Genomic DNA, 21,307 nt, shown 5'->3' with positions numbered 1-21,307 from the left:
CAGGAGCGGGGCTACGAAAAAGGTAACGGGGGCGAAGAACAGCTGTCAGCCAGAGCATGCAGGGAGAGTCAGCAGCAGGGACTGCGTTCTTGTGGACTCAAATTTGAAGTGGTCCCTAGATGGTCTGTCACCATTTCGAAGATATGACAGTCCGGAGAAAGTTGGCGCCAGCCATCGAACGCTTGACCGGCGCGCACGCGTGCAGCCAGCCGTTCTTGTGACGTCATCAAGGCGTAGGTTTGGATCTCCTGACTCCATGCGCCAGAGGAATTGTGTCGGACCACTCGTCCTCCTCCGGCCTCGAGAATCCCGGTCCAGGGGGTTACGTCGGCGCAAACTACGGGGCACGACACGGATAGCGCCTCCGCAATGACGTGCCCAAAGTTTTCGCCTCGCGTCGGAAAAAACATCACATCGTACCCTGCTAGTGTTTCTCGAACTTTTTCGTGAGCAATTGGGCCTCGGAAAGTTACTTGGATGTGGCTTGGCAATTCCGAAGCGGCCCGACGGCATCTAGCGGAATATTGAATATCCTCTTCTGGGCCGTAAATATCAAATTTGAATGAAGTGCGAACATCGGCGAAGGATTGAATTAAATCTTCCAATCCTTTCACAACACTAATGCGCCCAATAAAAACTGCTCGCAGTTGGTCGACAAGCGGAACTTGCATGCTCGGGGCTAAGGAATGCTGAGGGAGAGCGGAATCATTTTCTCTGATTAAGACAGTCGCCTCCTTCCCTAGCGCAGAATGAATATCATTCGCCTCGCGTAGGCTAGATGCATGCCAGATTATGTGTCTTTGGAGGCGAAATAGTCGGTAGGCATTGATGAATCGTCTTTTGCGGGTCGACTTTATGGCCAAAGCCCCTAGACCAAATTCTCCGCGGGGCGCAATTACCACTCTAGATCTTCCAAAAAATCCGAACAAATGCAAAATCTGCGGGATTAAAGAAAATTTGACGTTAAAGAAGCTGCTCAAATACAGGATGTCGGGGCGTTTAGCTCTACCAGCAGTGAGAGCCTTCGCAAAGGGTACACATTTCTTGGTCGAGAAATAAAAAGTGCTTACTCCTTCGTGTTCAGCCCATGCACCTGAGGGTACGGGGAGCGGCTGCTGTTGACCCAGATCCGTGTCGCTAGTTATCACGGCAGGGAGATAACGTTCCGGGGCGCCCTGAGCAATGGCCGAAATGGTCCGGATAGGCCCGCCGCCGAGGTACGCAGGTGGGTAGAACGGTGCAAAAATGAGTACGCGATGCATGGCAGTGACCATCGTTTTTGAGGATGTCAGAGGGATTCGATGTTTTCGCCAGACAAGCGATTTCGCGTGTCGAGTACGTCGACGCCTGCTTTGATGACATGCGAAAGGTCCAGTCGATCATGATCGGTGATGAGGATCGCAAGGTCGATATCGCTGAGGCCGCTTTCGTCCAGTTCGACTTTTCCCACTCCGGCAGGCCATCGGTATTCTTCAACGTGCGGGTCCACTGCAACCAGTTCAGCACCGAGCTGTTCCAGTAATTCGATTAATCTTAGCGAAGGCGATTCGCGAATATCTCCCGTGTTTTTCTTGTAGGCAAGCCCGATAAGTAGTATTCGTGATCCGCGGACGGACTTGAAATTCTTATTCAGGTTCGCAATGGCTCGTTGGACAACATAATCTGGCATGTGGTCGTTCAGATCATTGGCTAATTCTACGAATCGGAAGTTTTGGCCAAGTTTCCTCTTGACCTGCCAAGACAAGTAGCTTGGGTCTACGGGAAGGCAATGACCGCCTACGCCGGGACCAGGCGTGAACTTCATGAAACCGAACGGCTTGGTGCTGGCCGCCTCGATTGACTCCCAGACGTCGACGCCGAGCTCGTTGGCGAATATCGCGAGTTCATTAACCAAAGCGATATTCACATGACGAAAGGTGTTTTCCAAGAGCTTGGTCAACTCGGCCTCTTTGGGCGTGCTAACCGGAACGGTCGTGTCCACCAGACGGTCGTAGAAACCCTGAACGCGCTTCAGGGATGCGCTACCAACCCCCGAAACGACTTTAGGGGTTTGTACGAAGCCCCAAATCTTGTTGCCGGGGTCAATGCGTTCGGGCGAATAGCCTGCGAAGAAGTCATCTTCCACCGCGAGGCCGGATTCATCTTCCAGGATCGGAACGAGCATTTCTTCGGTGGTCCCGGGGTAGGTTGTTGACTCAAGGACGACTGTGGAGTCCCGGCGCAAGTATTTTGCCAGAGAGCGGGTTGATTGTTCGATATACGATAGGTCTGGAAGGCTGTCCCGAAGCGGTGTGGGAACAGTGATGACGGCTATGTCGAAGTCGGCGGCCAGTGCGTAGTCGGTTCCCGCTATGAAGCGGCCGCTGTCAAGCGCGCTCTGAAGTTCGTCGCTTGAGATATCGTCGACATAAGATGCCCCTCGCCGCAGACTGGCGACGCGATTCTCGTCTGTGTCGATACCCACTACATTGAACCCAGCCTCCACCGCCCTCATGGCGACAGGGAGGCCTACGTATCCTTGGCCAATTACCACTACTTTTTGCGCTTTTGCCATGCGAATTACGTCCACTCCTCGTTTTCAGGCGCGGTCAGCCCCCGGCCTATGTTAGCAACGCATATGATGGCTTGTGGCATTCTTACTTCGTGCAAGGTTCAAGAAGTCTCCTCAGCGTCACCTCCAATGAAACGAGCCCAGGCCTCGTCATAGTCGGAGCTGGTGGCTTCGGACGCGAGACGATAGAGGCGGTGAGGGCCCAGTCGTTGGAGATGAGCTCTTCCAGCAGGCTGGTTGGAGTGGTTGATTCAAATCCTGGAGCGTTCAACTTGGCGAGACTCGCGTCGCTGGGCGTGCCGTATTTAGGCACGGACGATGAATGGCTGAGTACGAAACCTTCCGCCGACTTTGTCATTGGGATCGGAAATCCCGCGATCCGTGCACGAATTCATCAAAGGTTTGTGGCCGCGGGTTTGCAGCCGGGCGTGGTCGTTCATCCAAGTGCAGGCATCGGCAGCAACTGCCGCGTCGCCCCGGGGACTATAATATGCGCTGGGGTCCAGGTATCGAGCTTTGTCACGTTAGGGCTGCATTCTCATCTGAATCCAAATGTAACCGTTGGCCATGATGTAATCTTGGAAGACTTCGTATCTCTAAACCCCGGTGCGATCGTTTCCGGGCACGTGACGTGCCAATCTGAAGTATTGGTGGGTGCCGGCGCGACCGTCCTCCAAGGCTTGACTATAGGCAACGGGGCCACCATCGGCGCTATGGCTTGCGTTACGCGCGATGTTCCAGCGAAGAAAGTGGCAATCGGAGTTCCCGCTAGATGGGCTGAATTGGCCTAGTCAGCCGCGAGATCTTCGGTTCGCGAAATGAGATCTTCGGCTCGCGAAATGTTGCAATGCTAGCAAACCGAATTGCGGTGCGGAGCCATGGAATCAGACAAAACTGTCCCTAAGTAATGAGACAGAGTGATTTGGTGTCTTGCCACGCGGCCACCGTGCTGTCCCCGAGAAGGGGATGGGGCGGACGACTGACAGACTGGAGCTTTCCGGCTAGTTCAGGTCGTCGCGAGCCATTTGCGTTCGACCCATGATCCTAGAACGCCTCGATGAGCAGAGTCCACGCGATCTTAGGACAAGACGTCTGATCGTCTCCGTGGGCGGGTAGGATTGGTAAGACTTTCACTCAGGGGGACATTTGTATAAATCGATGATCAGCGACGCGCCCAAACGCTTCCCCCTTGCCCTCGTCGGACTATTGACCGCCGCAGCTTTCGGCCCGTATGTGAGCGGGAGTGTCCGCACGGAACAACTGGCCGTATATGGGACCGCGGCCCTTCTGGTTCCGCTTACCTTCTTCCACGCCCGTCCTTACTGGCCGCTCATCGCGCCGTGGTTCGGCATCCTCTTGGTTTCTTTGCTTGGACTGGTTCCGCCAGCAGCCTACACCCCCGCCTATGAGGCTGGGACGTTGCTGTCCGGCCTCGATAACCTGACTTTGCCGCTCATTGTAATGATGCTCGTCTGGTCCGTAGTGCCGCGAAGCTCGGCGACAAGTGCCTTGAGCGTCGTCGCAGCCATCATCGTCTGGATTACAGCGGCGAACGGCCTGCTGAGCATGGTTGGTACCCAGGTTGACCTGAGTGCATTCCTGCGTCCGTTTTGGAGCGGGGACATTGGTGAGACAACCGCCGAGCGTGCGGCCCAGATGGGCCGACTGAGCGGTATCTTCAACCAGCCGGCCGAGGCCGGAGTTGTTTACGGAGTCGCCGGAATCCTTGCCGTGTGGCGATACCGGAATAAGCCAAAAACCACGCTCATGCTCCTGGCGCTTATCAGCATCGGAGGCATGCTGTGCGTCAGTAAGGTATTCATCCTTGGCGGCATCCCGCTCATCCTGATACACCTCTGGAAGTCACGGGCGGGGTTCGGGAACGTGGGTCTACTGTTCGGTGCCGCTCTGGTGGCCGCCGGCGTCGCCCAGTCGGGCTTCTTTCAGGAGTGGACAGGGTTCAACTATTTGGCCAGGCTCGTTGCTCCTGATCAGGACCAGGGCTTGATCGAGTTCTACAGCGCAGGCCGCTGGAACGAGGAAGCGGGAATGATGGCCGTCTTCGATGTCGTCGTGGATGCGAGCCCAGTTTTCGGATTTGGTCTTGCCGGGATTCAAATGCCCTACGATAGCGCATGGACTGAGGTCATGGTCCTAGATGGTCTGCTTGGTGCCGTCCTCTTGTGCATCGTGTACTGGGCAATCTTTAGGATGGCGCGGCGGCTTCTGGAGCCAGACCTTCGCCTGATGGCCACATTTCTTGCCTTGTTCTTGGCAGGCGCATCGCTGGGCATACCGTCTCTAACCGTCAACCGTGCTTCGACGATTGTTTGGGTGGTGCTGGCACTATTGTGCATGGTCGCAATGAGGCCAAGGGCAGCGCGGACATCTCGTACCGATGCCACTGGGCTGCCGATCCTTACAACGCGAGAAGTGTCCCATTAGAAGCGTGCCCCAACTTCATCCCATAGGGGCTGTTTGGTTGCGGGATCGCATGTCCTCCAGCCAGCCAACCCCCGCCACAAAGGTCCTGAGCCACCTCTGGCTGGGCCCAACCTCGGCGCGAATGGTTCTACGCCGCCTACCTCTGGTGGCCTGCCCTCCTATCCCCGGCTGATTCCCTTGGTCTCCTCCCTCGGGGTGTGTGCCCCTGACGACATGCTGGCTGTGGTGATGATCCACCTGTCGTTCCGGTTCGTGGAAAGACTTGTTCACAGTATTCCTCCAGAAAGCTGGATCCTGCTGTCGTCCGTCCTTCCCCTGATCCCGCGCCGGAGTCTGCCTGGGGGCTGGGCTGGAGCTGGAGGAGGGCTCGTCTGATCCGTGCCCATCTGGGCTCAGCGCGAATCAAGATCCTCAAACACCAAAAACGTCTGCGTATCCAAAACGCCAGGCATTGACTGAAGCTCGTCGAAAATAACACGGCGCAGGTCGCTGTTGTCTAGGGCCCGCACCAGCAGGATCACGTCAAAGTCGCCGCCTACCAAGGCGATGTGGTGCACTTCCGGGATGGCGCGCAGCTGCTCACGCAGTTCCCGCCAGGAGTGCTGGCTCACTTTCAACGTCACGTAGGCGGACGATCTTAGCCCTGCCTTAATCGGATCAACCAGTGCCGTGAATTTGGTCAGCACTCCTTCGCCGGTGAGCCTCGCAATGCGCGTGTAGGCGTGCGCCCGGGAGATATGGACGTTCTCGGCCACCTGAGTGACGGACATCCGTCCGTCCCGGGTCAGCTCCGCAATGATGCTGCGGTCTATGTCATCGAGCGGTGTCGGCTCCGCTCCTGCTACATTGTTTGCCATTCCGTCCACAGCTCCTGCCCGTTATCCGGGTCGTAATGCAATTCGTCTTCAAGAATAGGTTGATTCGTCGTTGTTCTCCACGATTTTCCAAGCTAGTGGATACGAAACCTGCACCGGGATGATACTGGGAGGGAATAGTGGCTAGAAAAGGACGGACCAATGACGATCTCCGCAGACCACACTGCACCGGACCAGGCCGCAACGCCGCCAACTGAAGACGCCGTAGCGGAAGCCGTCCGTAAATTCGGCATCACGGTTGAGGACTACATGCTCCCCGCCCGGCACCAGATCCAGATGGTGGATCAAGAGGGCCGGCTCAAGGCGGACCGCGAGCAGGGCACCGAACCCGGTCACGAGTACCCTTTGCCGGGCGACGTCGAGTTGATGGCTGCCTACGAGCAACTCGTGGTCGGCCGACGGGTCAATGATCAGAACTCCGCGCTCGTCCGGCAGGGCCGGATGGCCGTGTACCCCTCCAGCCACGGACAGGAAGCCTGCCAGGTAGCGGCCGCGCTGTGCCTCTCCGAGGGCGACTGGATGTTCCCTACCTACCGCGACTCCGTCGCCGTGATGGCACGCGGAGTTGATCCCGTGCAGACCATGACGCTGTTCCGCGGCGACTGGCACAGCGGCTACAACCCGGCCAAACACAAGGTAGGCATCCAATGCACTCCGCTGACGACGCAGCTGCTCCATGCCGTCGGTGTTGCACACGCGGCCAAGCTCCGCGGTGAAGACACTGTAGTCCTGGCAATGTGCGGGGACGGTGCCACCAGCGAAGGTGACTTCCACGAAGCCCTGAATTTCGCAGCCGTCTTCCACCTGCCGGTGGTTTTCTTCGTCCAGAACAACAGGTACGCGATCTCCGTTCCGCTGGCGCACCAGTCCGTCGCACCGTCGCTGGCGCACAAAGCAGTTGGGTACGGCATGGCCGGCGAACGCGTTGACGGCAACGACGTCGTGGCGCTCCTCGCGGTACTGGACCGTGCCGTGAAGCTTGCCCGGGAAGGTTCCGGCCCGCTCCTTGTGGAAGCCCATACCTATCGGATGCAGGCGCATACCAACGCCGACGACGCGACCCGCTACCGCCAGGACAGCGAGGTCGCCGAGTGGATGGCCAAGGACCCCGTCAGCCGGATGAAGACCTACCTGACCGACCGGGGACTCCTGAACGGAGACACCGAGGCGAAAATTGCTGCGAAGGCCGAAGCCGTTGCCACCCAGCTCCGCGAGGGCTTGAGCGAAGAGGTGCCGGTGGACCCACAGGACCTCTTCCGCCACGTCTTCTCCGCCCCCACGCCCCAGCTGAAGGAACAGTCCGCCATGCTCGCCGATGAACTGGCCCGTGAAGCAACGTCAGAGGAGGACGCAAAATGAGCCCTACAGTTACCACCTCCTCGGAGGCCAACGGCAACGTCAGCGCCGCAACCGCCCGCGCCGCAGCCTCTGCAGCCGCCACGGCCGAGGCCATCGGACCGCAATCCCTCACCATGGCCAAGGCGCTTAATACGGCCATGGCCGATGCCATGCACGCCGATCCGTCCGTCTTGGTCTTCGGTGAGGATGTGGGCATGCTCGGCGGGGTCTTCCGCATCACCGACGGCCTCACCAAGACTTTTGGTGAACAGCGCTGCTTTGACACGCCGCTGGCGGAGTCAGGCATCGTGGGTATGGCGGTGGGGATGGCAATGAACGGCATGCGTCCCGTGATCGAAATGCAGTTCGACGCGTTCGCCTACCCGGCGTTCGAGCAGATCGTCAGCCACGTCGCGAAGATGCATAACCGCACCAAGGGCGCCCTGAAGTTGCCACTGGTGATCCGGGTTCCCTACGCCGGCGGCATTGGGGGAGTGGAGCACCACTGCGACTCCTCCGAGTCCTACTATGCCCACACGGCTGGATTGAAAGTGTTCACTCCAGCCACCGTCCCTGATGCCTACCGCATGCTCCGCGAAGCCATCGATTCCAACGACCCCGTCATGTTCATGGAGCCCAAAAAGCTGTACTGGTCCAAGGAAATGGTGGACCTGGACGATCTCCGGGGTCAGCACCTGGCGAACGCGGAAGCCGGCAGAACCTCAGAGGGCCGCGCCGCCGTCGCCCGTCCGGGGACCGATGCCACCCTCATCGCCTACGGTCCTTCTGTCCCCACCGCACTGGCCGCTGCCGCAGCAGCTGCGGAGGAGGGGCGCTCCCTGGAAGTCATTGACGTCCGCACCATCGTCCCGTTCGACGACGAAACAGTGGCCGCGTCCGTCCGCAAGACCGGCCGCGCCGTGGTGATCGCAGAAGCCCATGGGTTCGCGTCCGTTTCCTCTGAAATCGTGGCGCGGGTACAGGAACGCTGCTTCCACTACCTCGCCGCCCCCATCCGCAGGGTCACTGGCTTCGACGTCCCGTACCCGGCACCGAAGCTCGAGAACTTCTACCTGCCCAGCGTGGACCGCATCCTGGACGCTGTCGACGACCTCCAATGGGAGAACTGACTATGAGTGAAACGAAAGTATTCCTGCTTCCGGACCTGGGCGAAGGTCTGACCGAAGCCGAACTGGTTAATTGGCTCGTTTCGGTAGGGGACGAAATCCGCGTAGACCAGCCAATCGCCGAGGTGGAGACAGCAAAGTCGATGGTGGAGGTTCCTTCTCCGTACGCGGGGACTGTAACCGCGCTCCACGGGGAACCAGGGCAGACGCTGGATGTCGGTAAACCGCTGATTTCGGTTACGCCCATTGGGCAACCGGATGCAGTGGCTGAGCCGGGTGAGACGAAGGTCTCTGACGCTGGGCCTGTAGAAACAGAGGCCGCCGACACCTATCGCGAGGAGGAGAAAGCTGGATCAGGGAATGTACTGATCGGTTACGGGACCCCCGGCGGGCACGGCGTGCCCCGCCGCACCAGGGCACGGAGGGCTTCAACGACCTCTATGGCTAAGCCCGTCGCTTCCGTGCGGCCACCTACGGTGATTGAGCCAGCCGGAATCCCCGGCGCGGACCTCTCTGACCTGCGCACGCGCGTCCCAGGCAAACTGGGTGCAGTGATTTCACCCCTGGTTCGCCGCATGGCGCGTGAACACGGCGTCGATTTGGATGAGGTGCGCGGTTCCGGGGACAGCGGCCTGATCATGCGGCGGGACGTTGAAGCTGCCATCAAAGCACCGGAGCGCCAGATTCCTCAGCGAAACGGGAGTCCGGCACCTGAACTTGATGAGTCCCCAAGCGGCGTTGACTCCCGGAGCCGTTTGGCCATCGCGTCGCGGACTCCTGTCAGGGGCGTGCGCAAGGCTGTGGCTGCGAATATGACCCGGAGCCGATCGGAGATCCCGGAGGCCACTGTGTGGGTGGACGTTGACGCGACCGCCCTGGTGGAGCTCCGGGCAGGGCTTAAGAAGGGAGGAACACATGCCCCTGGCCTGCTGGCCTTCATTGCCCGCTTCGTCACGGCCGGCCTGAAGAAGTATCCGGAGTTGAACACACGCATCGAAACTGCTCCCGATGGGTCCCAAGAGATTATTGCGTTTGAGGGAATCAATTTGGGCTTTGCAGCGCAGACTGACCGGGGCCTGATGGTGCCGTCAATCCGATCGGCAGAGAAGCTGAGTGCACGTGAACTGGATGCAGAGATCCGACGGCTCACAGACGTGGTTCGCCAAGGGAAAGCCACTCCGAACGAACTTGGAAGCGGCACCTTCACGCTTAACAACTATGGCGTGTTTGGTGTGGACGGGTCCGCAGCAATTATCAACTATCCCGAGGTAGCCATCCTTGGGGTAGGGCGCATCATAGATAAACCGTGGGTTGTCAACGGTGAATTGGCGGTTCGTAAAGTGACAGAGTTGACGTTGACGTTTGATCACAGGGTCTGTGATGGAGGAACAGCAGGCGGGTTCTTGCGGTTTGTTGCCGATGCGATTGAGAATCCGGCATCCATGGTGGCTGACATTTAGGGCCACCATCCGACAGCCGGTCGTGCCAAGGCTTGGACATTCTTAGGTGCCCTGCTCCCCAAGGCTATATCCGGCGGATTGGCAAGCTGCCTGCTAAGTCGTCACCTATCGCGTCGAATTGTGTCCTGAAATTCGGCCTCGGCCAACAAGAAGGTATCGTTTCGCCCATGTGTGGAATCGTAGGATATGTAGGCCGTTCGACTGGCCGGGGAATTGCCGGTCACAGTGCGCTGGATGTAGTCCTCGAAGGATTGCGCCGCCTTGAGTACCGGGGTTACGACTCTGCGGGAGTGGCTGTTGTAGCCGACGGCGTCATCTCGTCCCGCAAGAAGTCCGGAAAGCTGAGCAACCTCCTTGATGAGCTTCAGGCCCATCCGCTGCCGGAAACGCTGTCCGGGATCGGCCACACGCGCTGGGCCACTCACGGCGGCCCGACTGACCAGAATGCCCACCCGCACCTGTCGGACGGCGGCAAGCTGGCCCTGATCCACAACGGCATCATCGAAAACTTCGCCGAGCTCAAGCTGGAGCTGCTGGCTAAGGGCGTCACCTTCGCTTCCGAGACGGACACCGAAGTGGCCGCCGCACTCCTTGGTGACATCTTCCGCACCAAACTTCACGGCGATACCAGCAACGGCGGCCTGACCAAGGCCATGCAGCTCGCCTGCCAGCGCCTCGAGGGTGCCTTCACGCTCCTTGCCGTCCACGCCGACCAGCCGGACGTTGTGGTTGCCGCCCGCCGCAACTCGCCGCTGGTAGTTGGCCTGGGCGACGGCGAGAACTTCCTTGGTTCCGACGTCTCCGGCTTCATCGATTACACCCGCCGCGCGGTGGAGCTGGGCCAGGACCAGATCGTCACCATCACCGCCGATACCGTGGAGATCACCGATTTCTTCGGCAACTTCGCCGCCGGCAAGGAATACCACGTTGACTGGGACCCCGCCTCGGCCGAAAAGGGCGGTTACAGCTCCTTCATGGAGAAGGAGATCAACGACCAGCCCGACGCCGTGGCGCAGACCCTGCTGGGCCGCTCGGACATCAACGGCAAGCTGACCCTGGACGAAATCCGTATCGACGTTGAGCTGCTGAAACAGGTCAACAAGATCATCGTCCTGGCCTGCGGCACCGCTGCCTACGCCGGCACGGTGGCCAAGTACGCCATCGAGAACTGGTGCCGGATCCCCACGGAAGTGGAGCTTGCCCACGAGTTCCGCTACCGCGATCCGATCCTGGACGCCAACACGCTGGTGGTTTCGATCAGCCAGTCCGGGGAAACCATGGACACCCTGATGGCCGTCCGCTACGCCCGGGAGCAGGGCGCCAAGACCATCTCCATCTGCAACACCAACGGGTCCACTATCCCGCGCGAATCAGATGCTGTGCTGTACACCCACGCGGGTCCGGAAATTGCAGTGGCCTCCACGAAGGCTTTCCTGGCCCAGATCACCGCCGCTTACCTTCTCGGCCTGTACCTCGCGCAGCTGCGTGGCAACATCTTCGAAGGAGAGATCAAGGACGTCCTGGCAGACCTGTCCAAGATCCCCGCGAAGATCCAGACCATCCTGGACAACTCAGGACCGCTCCGCGAACTGGCCCGCAGCATGAAGGACGAGAAATCCGTCCTGTTCCTGGGACGCCACGTGGGTTACCCGGTTGCGCTGGAAGGCGCGCTGAAGCTCAAGGAAATCGCGTACATCCACGCCGAGGGCTTTGCCGCCGGCGAGCTGAAGCACGGCCCCATCGCCCTCATCGACGAAGGCCAGCCGGTCTTCGTGGTGGTCCCCTCGCCGCGGGGCCGTGACTCCCTGCACGCCAAGGTTGTCAGCAACATCCAGGAAGTCCGCGCCCGGGGCGCCCGCACCCTGGTTGTGGCTGAAGAAGGCGATGAGGCCGTGAAGGCTTACGCCGAGCACGTCTTCTACGTTCCGGAGACGCCCACCCTGTTGATGCCCCTGCTCACCACGGTTCCGCTGCAGATCTTCGCCCTGGAACTCGCCTCGGCCAAGGGGTACGACGTGGACCAGCCACGCAACCTGGCCAAGAGCGTCACCGTAGAATAGCGTTCCCGCTTATGTCTGCACTCAGAGCAGGATGGGGTGTTGTAGCTGGTGCAAGCGGCCGGTCCTTACTTCCCCCTCAACTGTGCGCCAGAGTTGACCTTGCTGCCATCTCGTCGCAAGTTGCTGTGGGCCGGTAAGCATGTGGGTTTCGATTCTTATCGGTTCAAAGCATTCTGACTATGCGAGTAACCCGTACATATACAGGTAGCAGAAACGAAAATAGAGATGACTGTACATCCAGAAACTCGTTGTGGGCGAGCCGTGGTGGAAAGCTAGTCGCAGGGTGTGCGGAGGGCTTGTATCCATTCTTGCCCGACGAGACGGAGGCGGATCCGCGCGAACAATCTAGGCGAAGCCGAATGAGGATGAAGTTGACGCAGAATGGCCTTCGCCTTGCCCTTCCGCTTTTGCCGAGGGGAAGATGACCGGTCTGTTACGGGTTATCTGCGGCTGCGACTTCGTCGTTGTAGGTGGGGTACGCTTTGCCACAGTTTGCTCCACACCTGCCTGGACGCCCCGTTGCGCCGGCGTGCCGCCCATTCGTCCTCACTGGCCTCCGGCCCGCACGCTGCTCGCTGGAGAGGGTCGCCGGTGCGCCCGCTCACACTTCGGCACGATCGTCCCGGACAGGCCCGAGAACGCCGACACTTCCCTGACTCTGCCACCGCCCTTCAGGGAGTCAACCATGGCCTGCTTTATCTGCCGCTGCCCTTCAGCGCGGAGGGCGAGGGCGTCATAATGCGCTGACTGTCCGGTGTGGTGTAATGCACCAGGCTGGCTCCCCAGACTGTGCGCTGCACAAACCTGACTCGTCCTAGGCACGGTCTCGCCGTGCTGGGTATCGGTGATCGGCCTGCAATAGCCCATACTTTTGGAAGCTCGCCAGGCTGTATCACAAAAGTAGCTGTCGACGTGTGGTGCGCCGTCCATCGCCATCCAGTTGACCTCCAGCGTTACGCCGTCGTCAGGCATCCGGGGGTACCGGCTGGCCGGTCATGGCGATGTGCACGACCTTGCCCGCGGACTCAACACCGATGGAGAACAAAGGTCCTACCTGGGGGCTTGTTATGACTTAACTTGGCGTTGAACGCGCATCTATCCGCACAGGAGCGTGCACAAAGATCCAGGTGAGCCAAAAGGGTACTCACCCTCTTTCCGAGCTTGAGACCCGAACGTATCAGTTGGTGAACATCTGTGTCGGTTAGTTCAATTAACTGGTTCTATTTGCACCTTGCCGGGGCAGTGCCGAGCCGAATGGAGAACGTGATGGCGTAGCCGTAGACTTAGCCCGGAATTGGGACAACAAATTGGGGGAGATCCTTGGCTACCACGGTGATTTCTGCGCCGACGAAAACGCGATCATCCAGAGTTCAGATCGTTGACTACTACAGATTTGCGGCGGCCCTCATAGTGCTCGCTGGCCACTACTTCGTAACGGGATTTGCAACTGCGACTGTCCAGTCCATCGGCGCTGTCCCCGCCATAGCCGAGGTCGCCAAGTACGGATACCTCGGCGTCGATCTGTTTTTCCTCATCAGTGGATACGTGATAACACAATCAGCGTGGGGTAAGTCGGCACGCGAATTCGCCGTAGGGCGAGCGGTGAGGCTCTACCCAGCGTTCTGGGTCGGGATGATTTTGACCGCCTCAATTACCGCCGTTTGGGGCGCCCCAAATCTCTTCGTTTCCCCCCCGCAAGTCCTTGCGAATCTGACGATGGCGCCTGGTGTCTTCGACCAGTTGCCGGTAGACAGCGTGTATTGGACGCTTCTTCTGGAGTTGAAATTTTATGCGCTCGTAGGCGTCTTAATTCTCTTCAACCAGGCGAAGCGGCTCAATGCAATCATGCCTGTCTGGGCAATTGTTATGGCCGTCATGACGTTCGTCGTTCCATCCATCGCTGGGCGCACGGACTTTCTTGGGAACTTCTACCTGCTCTTCGCTGCTGGCGCCATAATGGCTGCTGTGCGGGCAGACGGCTGGACGACAGTGAGGGCGGTAGGGCTCGCATCAGCTTTTGCCGCGTCGATACCTTTCGAGATCACACGGGCCGATGGTATAGCTGACAAGCTGAACCTCAGCCTGAACCCTGCGGTCATTGTGACTACACTCGTGATCTTCTTCGCGTTGATGCTCATCACCGCTCTTCCCCGTATTTCAAGCCTCAATCTCCCGGGCAGTGCGATGGTCGGCGCCCTGACGTACCCCGTGTACCTCATCCATGCGCACATCGGCTATATCCTCTTGGAGAGGTTCGCTACCGAGGATAACAAATGGTGGGTTTATGCTGCCATCGTGGCTGGGGTCCTTGTTGCGGCCTACGGCATCCACCGGCTAGTTGAGCGCGGGCTTCGCGGGTTTTGGTTCCGTATTTTTGATGGAAGCGTCGGGCGTCTGACTGGCAAAGCTCAAGGTCTTGTTTCGAGGCGTAGCTAAGCGCAGAACGCCCATAAGATCTGAACAGCGTCAAACTCTTTGAAACGGATATTCCGGTAGATGCAGAGCAGAAGAATCCGTGTTGTATGGAGGTGCCGAATTTGCTTTCGTCCACGTCTGCCAGCGTGTGTGACGGAAGAGAAGCAGTCCGCTTAGACATCGATTCGGGTACCGTGGAGGGCGCAAAAGTATTCGGAGTGCGACGCAGAATGCCTCCGCCGTAAGCATTGAGCTTTACTGAGATCCGCAATTGGACGTCGGCCATTCCGAGTCCGGGTACGCGGTGTGGTCTTATAGAATCCATCCGTCCCGTGCAGCGTGATGTCTTCTTGTTCGTAGCTGGCCACGGGGAGGTTGGGGAGGACGCCTGTCGGTAGCGTTGTACTTCGATGCGGGTTCCGGTGGTGGTGTGGGTCACGTCCGCATCGAAATCACGGATTCGTGTCCGTCAGCGTCGGCGTCACCCGGGAGTCCGAGTAGCTGATGTGTAGGTCCTGGCAGTTCATGTCGTTTAGGATTCCCGCGGCTTGCGTTAGCTCCGGGGGATCGGACTTCGCCGCGCAGGACGCCTCTGAAACCGACATTGCAGTCACTGTAAGTCTCAGCCGTCGGTGCCTGCGATGGGGAGCGGTGCCCATCAGGTCAGCGGCGCACATCCGAGTGCTCAAAGCACTGGACAGTGGCAACCAGAAGGCCGCCGTCGTCGGCTTTCTGATAGACGGTGACGTGGTTGGTGGTCTTGCCGCACGCGGCGCAGAAAGTCTTATGCTGTTTAGTCCCCATGAGGGAGATGATACCCAGTATCAGGTTTCAGCAGGGTAAACATTGCTGATCAGCACTGTGGCTGCGACGGCACCCCAAGCCCGTTCCGCGTCCCGGAAACTCCAAGGCCCCGTGGGTAGAATCGAGGCCAAGACGAACGTAACTGCTTGCCGGAGGTATGGAGAAACAATGTCAGAATGGCTCGAAGTCGGCGCGGACAACTATGTGCTGGTCACCGAAGGTTCGCTGCTGAACACCGGCCTGGTTGTTGGATCCGAGCGGGCCATGGTGATCGACACCGGCTGTGGCCCGCGGCAGGGACGCGAGATCCTGGCAGCCGTGCGGGAGAAGACCCAACTGCCGCTCGTCGTGGTCAACACGCACGCCCACTACGACCACTTCTTCGGCAACGCCGTGTTTGCCGAGGCGGGTGCCACCGAGTTCTGGGCGCACGAAAACTGCGCCGCTGAAATTGAGGAGCGCGGGGACCTGCAGCGCCGCTTCGTGGGCACGCTGGAACCTGAGATGTCCACTGGCGAAGGCGAGAACGTTGAACTGGTGGTGCCCAACGCCATCGTCAAGGACCAGCCAGTGCTGGTGGATCTCGGCGGACTGACAGTAACCCTCTTCTACCTGGGCCGAGGCCACACCGACGGCGACCTCCTGGTGGGTACGCCCACCACCTTGTACGTGGGGGACCTCGTGGAGCAGGGCGCGCATCCGTCCTTCGAGGACTCATTCCCGGAGGAATGGGCCGATTCGCTGCGGCACATCTCCGCGCTGCGCCACCGTTACGAATTCCTGATCCCCGGCCACGGCCAGCCCTGCAGCGACCAATTCGTCAAGACAATGGCCAACACCATGACCACCGCCGTCCGCCAGGCTCGGCAGTCCATCCGCGATACCCCCTCTGACGCCACCAAGGCCATCCCCGTCCTCCCGTACGGCCCGGAACAGTCCCGCTGGTTCATCAAGCGCCTGCAGGAAACCCGCCCGCAGCACTAGGCGTTGCGCGCCTGCGGCCTTCCCGGTGCGGGCTGCCTGCTCCCCATTGACCAAGGCGGAGTTCATGGCCACCATGGTGCCTGTCTGGCATACTGCCTCACAGGCAGGGCACGGATGAGGGAGGCTGTTCTATGGCTGACGCGACAGCAGCAAAGACCGGAGTACCCATGCCTTCGCGCCTCCGCATCGCGCGTGTCGTGGCATGGGTGATGGTACCGGTGGCTTTCATCGGATTGTTCGGGCTCGCGGACCTGATGACGCTGCCCGGCTGGGTGGATCAGCAGTACGAATGGTCGGTGCCGCTGGAAGCGAGCTGGGGCAGCCTGTTCACCTTCGTCGTCGGCGGTTCATTTGTCAGCATCGCCAGGAACCCGGGGCAGCCCTGGCCCGGGTTAATTTTGCTTTCCATCGCCATCGGAGCACTGCTCCTCGGTTCGGTGTTCGGGCTGGACGCCGGGCCGACGCCCGTTGCCTTACTTCTGGCAGCGGCGGGCTCCCTGTTGTTCTGGCTTGTGCGTAAGGAAGCGGTGCCCGCATCCTTTGCCTGGAGTCTGAGCCGGCCTTTGAGGTCTCCCGGCTTCGCCAGGACACTGGCCATCTGACCTGGGACATTGAGCACTGGCCCGTCCAGGGTTCCGTCGGGGTCGTCCTTTGCCTGACTGCGCTTGGCCTGGTCTTCTGGCCGGCGGGCCGGCCGCTGATGCGGGTGGCCACGAGCCTGTCCGCCACCTACATCGGCGCGGCCATGCTCGCCTTTCCTGATCGGGCCGGGGCCATGGACGGTCCCATGTGGGGCGTCGCCATGGTTCTGTGGGGGACAGTGGTGGCGCTGCCCATGCCCTTGCACAGATCACATACAGCTTGACTGGATCCGCCGAAACCTTGTGCCTTTAGCCTCGCCGCATGAGTATCTCTAAGGGCACACGGCCACTTCCCTGACGCGCGTCTGACCACAGGATTCCGCCCCAGCACTTAGACTGGCTGTTTGTACCAGACAGAAAGTGCCGCAGAACCTTTTGCCGAACGTCCTGGGGGGACAGACATGCCCGATCCGGCGGATAAGAACGCACGCGCCAATGCACAGGATGCAGGGCTGCCGCAGCCACGCCGACGCCGTGACCTCCGTCGCGCCGACGGCGAACTGACGGATGCCCGGACAGGAACCATGCCAGCTGTAACACCCAACCCTTCCAGCCCGGCGGACGCCGGCCAGCCGGCCGCCCGCCGTACCTCCTGGGCCGAGGCCGCAGCCGCGGCCGATGCAGCGAATCCCATCACGCACGTCCCGGCCCCCACACGCCGCCCGGCGAAGGCGCCGGCCACGCCCCAGCCCCAGACCGGCCAGCAGGACGCGCCGGAGTCCCGCGCCGGCACACAGGCGCGTCCCGTCGTCGAACCTTCCCTACCCCCGGCCCCCGAAGCGGCCCCCGCCTTCCGCCGGGCCCGCCCCACCGCAGCAGACGTCATCGCCGACACTCCCATGCCGGACTTCATCAGCTCCCCGGGGCTGTTCGTCAAAGAGCAGAAGCCCCGCCCGGTGGGCGGATTTCGCGGCGCCATCTACTCCCTGACCGGCGGAGCCTGGAACATGGGCCCGGGCGCGAAGCAGCGCCAGGAAGACGAGCTGGGCCGCCGCATCTCCCGCCAACTGCAGGGCAGCTACAACACCGCCATCCTCAGTCTCAAGGGCGGCATCGGCAAGACCTCCACCACCGTCGGCGTTGGCCTGACCCTCGCCGAATTCCGTGGCGATGCGCCTTGCGCCATCGACGCCAACCCGGACTCCGGCGACCTCGTGGAACGCGCGCTGGGGGAGGGCATCTACCAGCAGGCCAGCCCCCGCACCATCACCGACCTGCTCCGGAACATTGACACAGTCGACTCCCTAACTGCCCTGGCCCGGTACATGCACCACGCCGGCCGGCTGCACCTGATCGCCGGTGAGCAGGACCCGGAGGTCTCGGACTCGCTCACAGCCGCCGAGTACCTGCAGATCCGCAAGCTCATCTCCAGCTACTACTCCGTTGCGCTGACCGATTGCGGCACGGGGGTCACCCACAACGCCATGAGCGGGATCCTGCAGTCAGCGGATAACCTGGTCATCGCCGCCGGCTACGCGGTGAGCGGTGCCAAACGCGCCCGGAGCACCCTGCACTGGCTGGCCAGCCACGGCTACGAGGACCTTGCCCGGAACGCCATTGTGGTGATCACGGACAAGGACGAGGTCTCGTCCCGCGTGGACAAGGACGCCATCGAGGAACACCTCTCCGGCATCTGCCGCCAGCTGATCGCCGTGCCCCACGATCGCGGTGTGGCCGACGGCGACCTGGTCACCTTGGATGTGCTGAAGCCTGAGACCCGCCGTGCCTACAAGGAAATCGCCGCGGCGATCGTGGATGGGTACCAGTAGGCGGCTTGGTAGGCCGCTGACGCGGATTGATAGTTGGGCTAGGTAGCGTCCACCATGGCCACCCTGTCGGTCAGATCCTGCCACAGGCCCAATTCGGTGGGCAGGTTGCTTGGACATGCCATGGCCAGTTCCATGAGTCTGTTGCTGCTGTCCGTTGCCCGCACGGCCATCCTGTGGATGACATCCGCGTCGCGGTCGTCCTTGTAGCGGAGTGCCACCTCCTGCATCTGGATCTTCCTGCTGCCATCGCGGAAAGCCACGTAGTTGAAGGTTTCGTCCACGACCTCGACTGGCTTGCCTACGGCCTGTTTGACAGCCTCGATTTCAGACACCATGGCCGCAGCGGTCGCCGCCTCGTCACCGACCTGCCCTGTAGCTGGCAAGGCCCCCTGATAGACAGTGAATGTGCACTGGAGCCGGGAGCTTTTATACTTCACCATCCCCTCTTTGACGTGTTCCGTGCTCCAGCCCTGCGGTTCCTTGACTGACCAAACAGGCGCGCTGGTGAAGTCGGTTTCATAATCGAGGTAAACCCACGTATCCGCAAGCTCCGGGGCGGTCGGCTCGGATAATTTTTCCAGTGCCGTCGTTTCGCTGGCGCCGGGGTCGGGCAAGGCCTCCGGATCCTTGCTGCCGCCGGAAAGTCCGTTGAACACTAACAGCCCGGCGACGGCGGCGACCGCCACGACGCCCGCGCCACCCGCTATCCAGCCCCACAGTGGTATGCCGGTTATGCGGTGTGCCCGAGGAGCCAGCGACGACTGACCGTCTTGCTGGCCCGGCTCCCCGTTCGGCTGCTGCGACCACCCGGGCTGCTGGTCGTTGCTCACTGGATCCCCCAATAGTTGACGCGAAAAGTGCAGACACCATCATGTCCCATCCGCAGGGGCTGCCGCGATGGGGACCACGGCCCATTAAAGTATCAGCGTCGGGTCGGCTAGCGAATTTTTTACCAAGTACGCAACCCTCCATTAATGGTCGGTGATTACAGCATTGTCCGTTTGTCGATTTTCGGGTATCCGGAACCTACTGCCGAGAACTTCCAATTGGCTGAACGTCCGGATTATCCAGGTCTGACCGCGCCTCGAGCAGCAGCTCAGGACCCGCCGCCATCAGTGCCGTAACAATGCCGCGGAGGATCTGCGCGGTTTCGGCTGCTTCCTCGAACCTTTCGCGGCGGATCAGGGACTCGATGTGCCGGCAACAGGACTCTGCTTCCACTGCGCCGGTCATGGCCGAGGTGATTTTCAGGCTGAGGGTTGCGTCCATGGCGCGCTTGGCATCACGTTCGGCGAGGGTGTCGAGGATCCGGGTGATCCGCCCTGGCAGCATGGACAGGAAGTCTCCGAGGAAGTTCAACGCGGCAGTGGGGTTCTCAATGTCCTCGGCCAGGTGCCGGATCCGCTTGCGTTCGAGCCGGGCCCGGCCGCACTCAGGCAAGGAGATCCGCCAGGATGATGGAAGCCCCGGCGCCGCGGCGGGGGGTGCCTCGGCGCCGGGACGGAATGTCCGCGGCGGCGGTCTCTGCCGCCGCGGAAGTTTCAGTTGGTGCCCTCATATCTCCTGCCCTGCGAAGCGTCCGGAAGTAGGCCAGGAGGTCTGCTTGGCGGTGCTGGCTTCATAACACCGCCAAGCGCTTGAGACCGTCGGTAATTCCCCCGACGAAAGCCCCTTGCATCACGGGCCGACCCCAGTCTTACCCCGTTGATACAGCGCTTCGGGCCTCACGAAAGCTACTGTGCCCGGCCGGGATCAAGGACCGCTGCAGGTAACGGTCAAGAATCACGAAAGAGTTCCCCAAGACTAGAAATTTCCGTCAGGTGTCCCCGTTCGGCGGCCGGGGCCGCGGGAGGCGACATCCGCGCCCTTGGTGATTGACGCCGTCGGGCTCGCCTATAGAGTGGGCCGCCCACCGCTATGCGGCCAATGACTTGATAAAAGTGCCCTCGTCTTGTGTAGTTTGGAACTATGCCGGGTTTCCGCACCGGCGCTGGGCGGGTGCGGCGAGTTAGGCGGCACAGGGGGAACTATGAGCGATTTGGGCGTAGCCGTAGTTATAGAAGATGACACCGACATGCGGAACCTCCTTGAGGGGGTGCTTGTTCAATCGGGTTTTCACGTCCACGTTGCCAGCAGCGGACGCGAGGGTGTGGAGCTCGTCCGCGACAAGGCGCCTGAGGTTGTCACCCTGGATGTGGGGTTACCGGACATCGACGGCTTCGAGGTTCTGCGGCGCATACGTGGATTCAGTGACACCTACGTGGTGATGCTGACCGGCCGGACCGAGGAGCCCGATCTGCTGACAGCGCTTCACTCCGGAGCGGATGACTACATCACCAAACCCTTCAGGCCGCGGGAGATGAGGGCGAGGATCTTGGCGATGCTGCGAAGGCCCCGCCAACAGCCAACCGGCGGATTGCCACCGGCACCCCGGCCGGAGCCAGCTTCGCCTGAAGTTCCACGCCAAGACACTGTCCTTCGGCACAACGGGTTGGCCCTCGACTATCGGATGCGGACCGTCGCAGTGAGTGGTGTGGGGCTGGAGCTGACACGAAGCGAATTCGACCTTCTGCACGAGTTGCTTCGCGGCGGCGGGGCGGTCCTTTCGAGGACTCAGCTGGTGTGGACCCTCCGCGGCGAATACTCGGGCGGAGGCACCTATGTAAGCGAAGCCGACGAACGCGCTGTAGAGGTCCACATCGGCAATCTCCGCCGTAAGCTCAGGGACGATCCGGTACGTCCACGCTGGCTGCAGACTGTCCGCGGTGTGGGCTACTGCTTGGCCAAGGAGAGCCAAAAACGATCCGATTGACGACGCACGGCGGCGCAGGAGCTGGG

At 60.7% G+C, this 21,307-nt stretch carries 19 protein-coding genes; 11 read left to right on the top strand and 8 right to left on the bottom strand.

Annotated elements, in window-relative coordinates:
* Positions 1–68: 68 nt before the first annotated feature.
* The gene (locus tag ACFC25_RS01855) at positions 69–1,262 is read right to left on the bottom strand and encodes a glycosyltransferase family 4 protein (protein ID WP_376043643.1); all 1,194 of its coding nucleotides are present in this window, start codon (positions 1,260–1,262) and stop codon (positions 69–71) included.
* A 26-nt stretch (positions 1,263–1,288) separates the two neighbouring features.
* Positions 1,289–2,554, bottom strand: coding sequence for a nucleotide sugar dehydrogenase (locus ACFC25_RS01850; protein ID WP_376043640.1), 1,266 nt, complete (start codon positions 2,552–2,554; stop codon positions 1,289–1,291).
* Positions 2,555–2,643: 89 nt separating this feature from the next.
* Between ACFC25_RS01850 and ACFC25_RS01845 the strand changes: the two genes are divergently transcribed.
* Together ACFC25_RS01845 and ACFC25_RS01840 are read left to right on the top strand one after the other, a co-directional pair.
* On the top strand, positions 2,644–3,342 hold the full coding sequence (locus ACFC25_RS01845) for an acetyltransferase (protein WP_376043637.1): 699 nt from the start codon (positions 2,644–2,646) through the stop codon (positions 3,340–3,342).
* Positions 3,343–3,709: 367 nt separating this feature from the next.
* Entirely contained in the window at positions 3,710–4,996 is a 1,287-nt protein-coding gene (locus ACFC25_RS01840; protein WP_376043634.1) for a hypothetical protein, read from the top strand.
* Positions 4,997–5,388: 392 nt separating this feature from the next.
* Here ACFC25_RS01840 and ACFC25_RS01835 read toward each other — a convergent pair whose 3' ends face one another.
* Complete coding sequence (locus tag ACFC25_RS01835; protein WP_376043631.1) at positions 5,389–5,853, bottom strand: Lrp/AsnC family transcriptional regulator; 465 nt, start codon at positions 5,851–5,853, stop codon at positions 5,389–5,391.
* A gap of 159 nt (positions 5,854–6,012) precedes the next feature.
* On the opposite strand from ACFC25_RS01835, the gene pdhA reads away from it, so the two are divergent.
* From pdhA to ACFC25_RS01810, 5 genes are all read left to right on the top strand, one after another.
* Positions 6,013–7,230: a pyruvate dehydrogenase (acetyl-transferring) E1 component subunit alpha gene (pdhA, locus tag ACFC25_RS01830; protein WP_376043628.1), complete on the top strand. Its 1,218-nt coding sequence runs from the start codon at positions 6,013–6,015 to the stop codon at positions 7,228–7,230.
* Positions 7,227–8,339 carry an alpha-ketoacid dehydrogenase subunit beta gene (locus ACFC25_RS01825; protein ID WP_376043626.1) on the top strand — a complete coding sequence of 371 codons (1,113 nt, stop codon included), beginning with the start codon at positions 7,227–7,229 and terminating at the stop codon, positions 8,337–8,339. Before pdhA ends, ACFC25_RS01825 begins: the two co-directional genes overlap by 4 nt.
* Before the next feature lie 2 nt (positions 8,340–8,341).
* On the top strand, positions 8,342–9,796 hold the full coding sequence (locus tag ACFC25_RS01820) for a dihydrolipoamide acetyltransferase family protein (protein WP_376043624.1): 1,455 nt from the start codon (positions 8,342–8,344) through the stop codon (positions 9,794–9,796).
* 167 nt (positions 9,797–9,963) lie between these two features.
* Positions 9,964–11,856 (top strand): glutamine--fructose-6-phosphate transaminase (isomerizing), encoded by a 1,893-nt coding sequence (gene glmS / locus ACFC25_RS01815; RefSeq protein WP_376043622.1) that lies wholly within the window; start codon positions 9,964–9,966, stop codon positions 11,854–11,856.
* Positions 11,857–13,176: 1,320 nt separating this feature from the next.
* On the top strand, positions 13,177–14,292 hold the full coding sequence (locus ACFC25_RS01810; RefSeq protein WP_376043619.1) for an acyltransferase family protein: 1,116 nt from the start codon (positions 13,177–13,179) through the stop codon (positions 14,290–14,292).
* Between the two features lie 431 nt (positions 14,293–14,723).
* Here the strand turns inward: ACFC25_RS01810 and ACFC25_RS01805 are convergent, their stop codons facing one another.
* A complete protein-coding gene (locus tag ACFC25_RS01805; RefSeq protein WP_376043617.1) occupies positions 14,724–14,876 on the bottom strand; it encodes a hypothetical protein in 153 nt (50 codons plus the stop codon).
* Positions 14,877–14,934: 58 nt separating this feature from the next.
* Positions 14,935–15,075 (bottom strand): hypothetical protein, encoded by a 141-nt coding sequence (locus ACFC25_RS01800; protein WP_376043614.1) that lies wholly within the window; start codon positions 15,073–15,075, stop codon positions 14,935–14,937.
* A gap of 168 nt (positions 15,076–15,243) precedes the next feature.
* Here ACFC25_RS01800 and ACFC25_RS01795 point away from each other — a divergent pair, with 168 nt between their 5' ends.
* The 3 genes from ACFC25_RS01795 to ACFC25_RS01785 all read left to right on the top strand — a co-directional run bounded on the left by ACFC25_RS01795 (position 15,244) and on the right by ACFC25_RS01785 (position 18,469).
* The gene (locus ACFC25_RS01795; RefSeq protein WP_376043611.1) at positions 15,244–16,059 is read left to right on the top strand and encodes an MBL fold metallo-hydrolase; all 816 of its coding nucleotides are present in this window, start codon (positions 15,244–15,246) and stop codon (positions 16,057–16,059) included.
* A 131-nt stretch (positions 16,060–16,190) separates the two neighbouring features.
* Positions 16,191–16,661 carry a hypothetical protein gene (locus ACFC25_RS01790; protein ID WP_376043608.1) on the top strand — a complete coding sequence of 157 codons (471 nt, stop codon included), beginning with the start codon at positions 16,191–16,193 and terminating at the stop codon, positions 16,659–16,661.
* 440 nt (positions 16,662–17,101) lie between these two features.
* Positions 17,102–18,469, top strand: a complete 1,368-nt coding sequence (locus tag ACFC25_RS01785; protein ID WP_376043968.1) for a MinD/ParA family protein — start codon at positions 17,102–17,104, stop codon at positions 18,467–18,469.
* A gap of 38 nt (positions 18,470–18,507) precedes the next feature.
* Here the strand turns inward: ACFC25_RS01785 and ACFC25_RS01780 are convergent, their stop codons facing one another.
* From ACFC25_RS01780 to ACFC25_RS01770, 3 genes are all read right to left on the bottom strand, one after another.
* Positions 18,508–19,299, bottom strand: a complete 792-nt coding sequence (locus tag ACFC25_RS01780; RefSeq protein ID WP_376043605.1) for a hypothetical protein — start codon at positions 19,297–19,299, stop codon at positions 18,508–18,510.
* A 196-nt stretch (positions 19,300–19,495) separates the two neighbouring features.
* The gene (locus tag ACFC25_RS01775) at positions 19,496–19,909 is read right to left on the bottom strand and encodes an Hpt domain-containing protein (RefSeq protein WP_376043602.1); all 414 of its coding nucleotides are present in this window, start codon (positions 19,907–19,909) and stop codon (positions 19,496–19,498) included.
* The gene (locus tag ACFC25_RS01770; protein WP_376043600.1) at positions 19,902–20,027 is read right to left on the bottom strand and encodes a hypothetical protein; all 126 of its coding nucleotides are present in this window, start codon (positions 20,025–20,027) and stop codon (positions 19,902–19,904) included. Before ACFC25_RS01770 ends, ACFC25_RS01775 begins: the two co-directional genes overlap by 8 nt.
* 471 nt (positions 20,028–20,498) lie before the next feature.
* Here ACFC25_RS01770 and ACFC25_RS01765 point away from each other — a divergent pair, with 471 nt between their 5' ends.
* Positions 20,499–21,281, top strand: coding sequence for a response regulator transcription factor (locus ACFC25_RS01765; protein ID WP_376043597.1), 783 nt, complete (start codon positions 20,499–20,501; stop codon positions 21,279–21,281).
* Positions 21,282–21,307: the final 26 nt, after the last annotated feature.

Origin of the sequence: Pseudarthrobacter sp. NPDC055928, from assembly GCF_042270935.1 — a bacterium.
Lineage (GTDB): Bacteria > Actinomycetota > Actinomycetes > Actinomycetales > Micrococcaceae > Arthrobacter.
The sequence above is the reverse complement of the archived record's forward strand: the minus strand, read 5'-3'. Positions and strand labels throughout refer to the sequence as shown.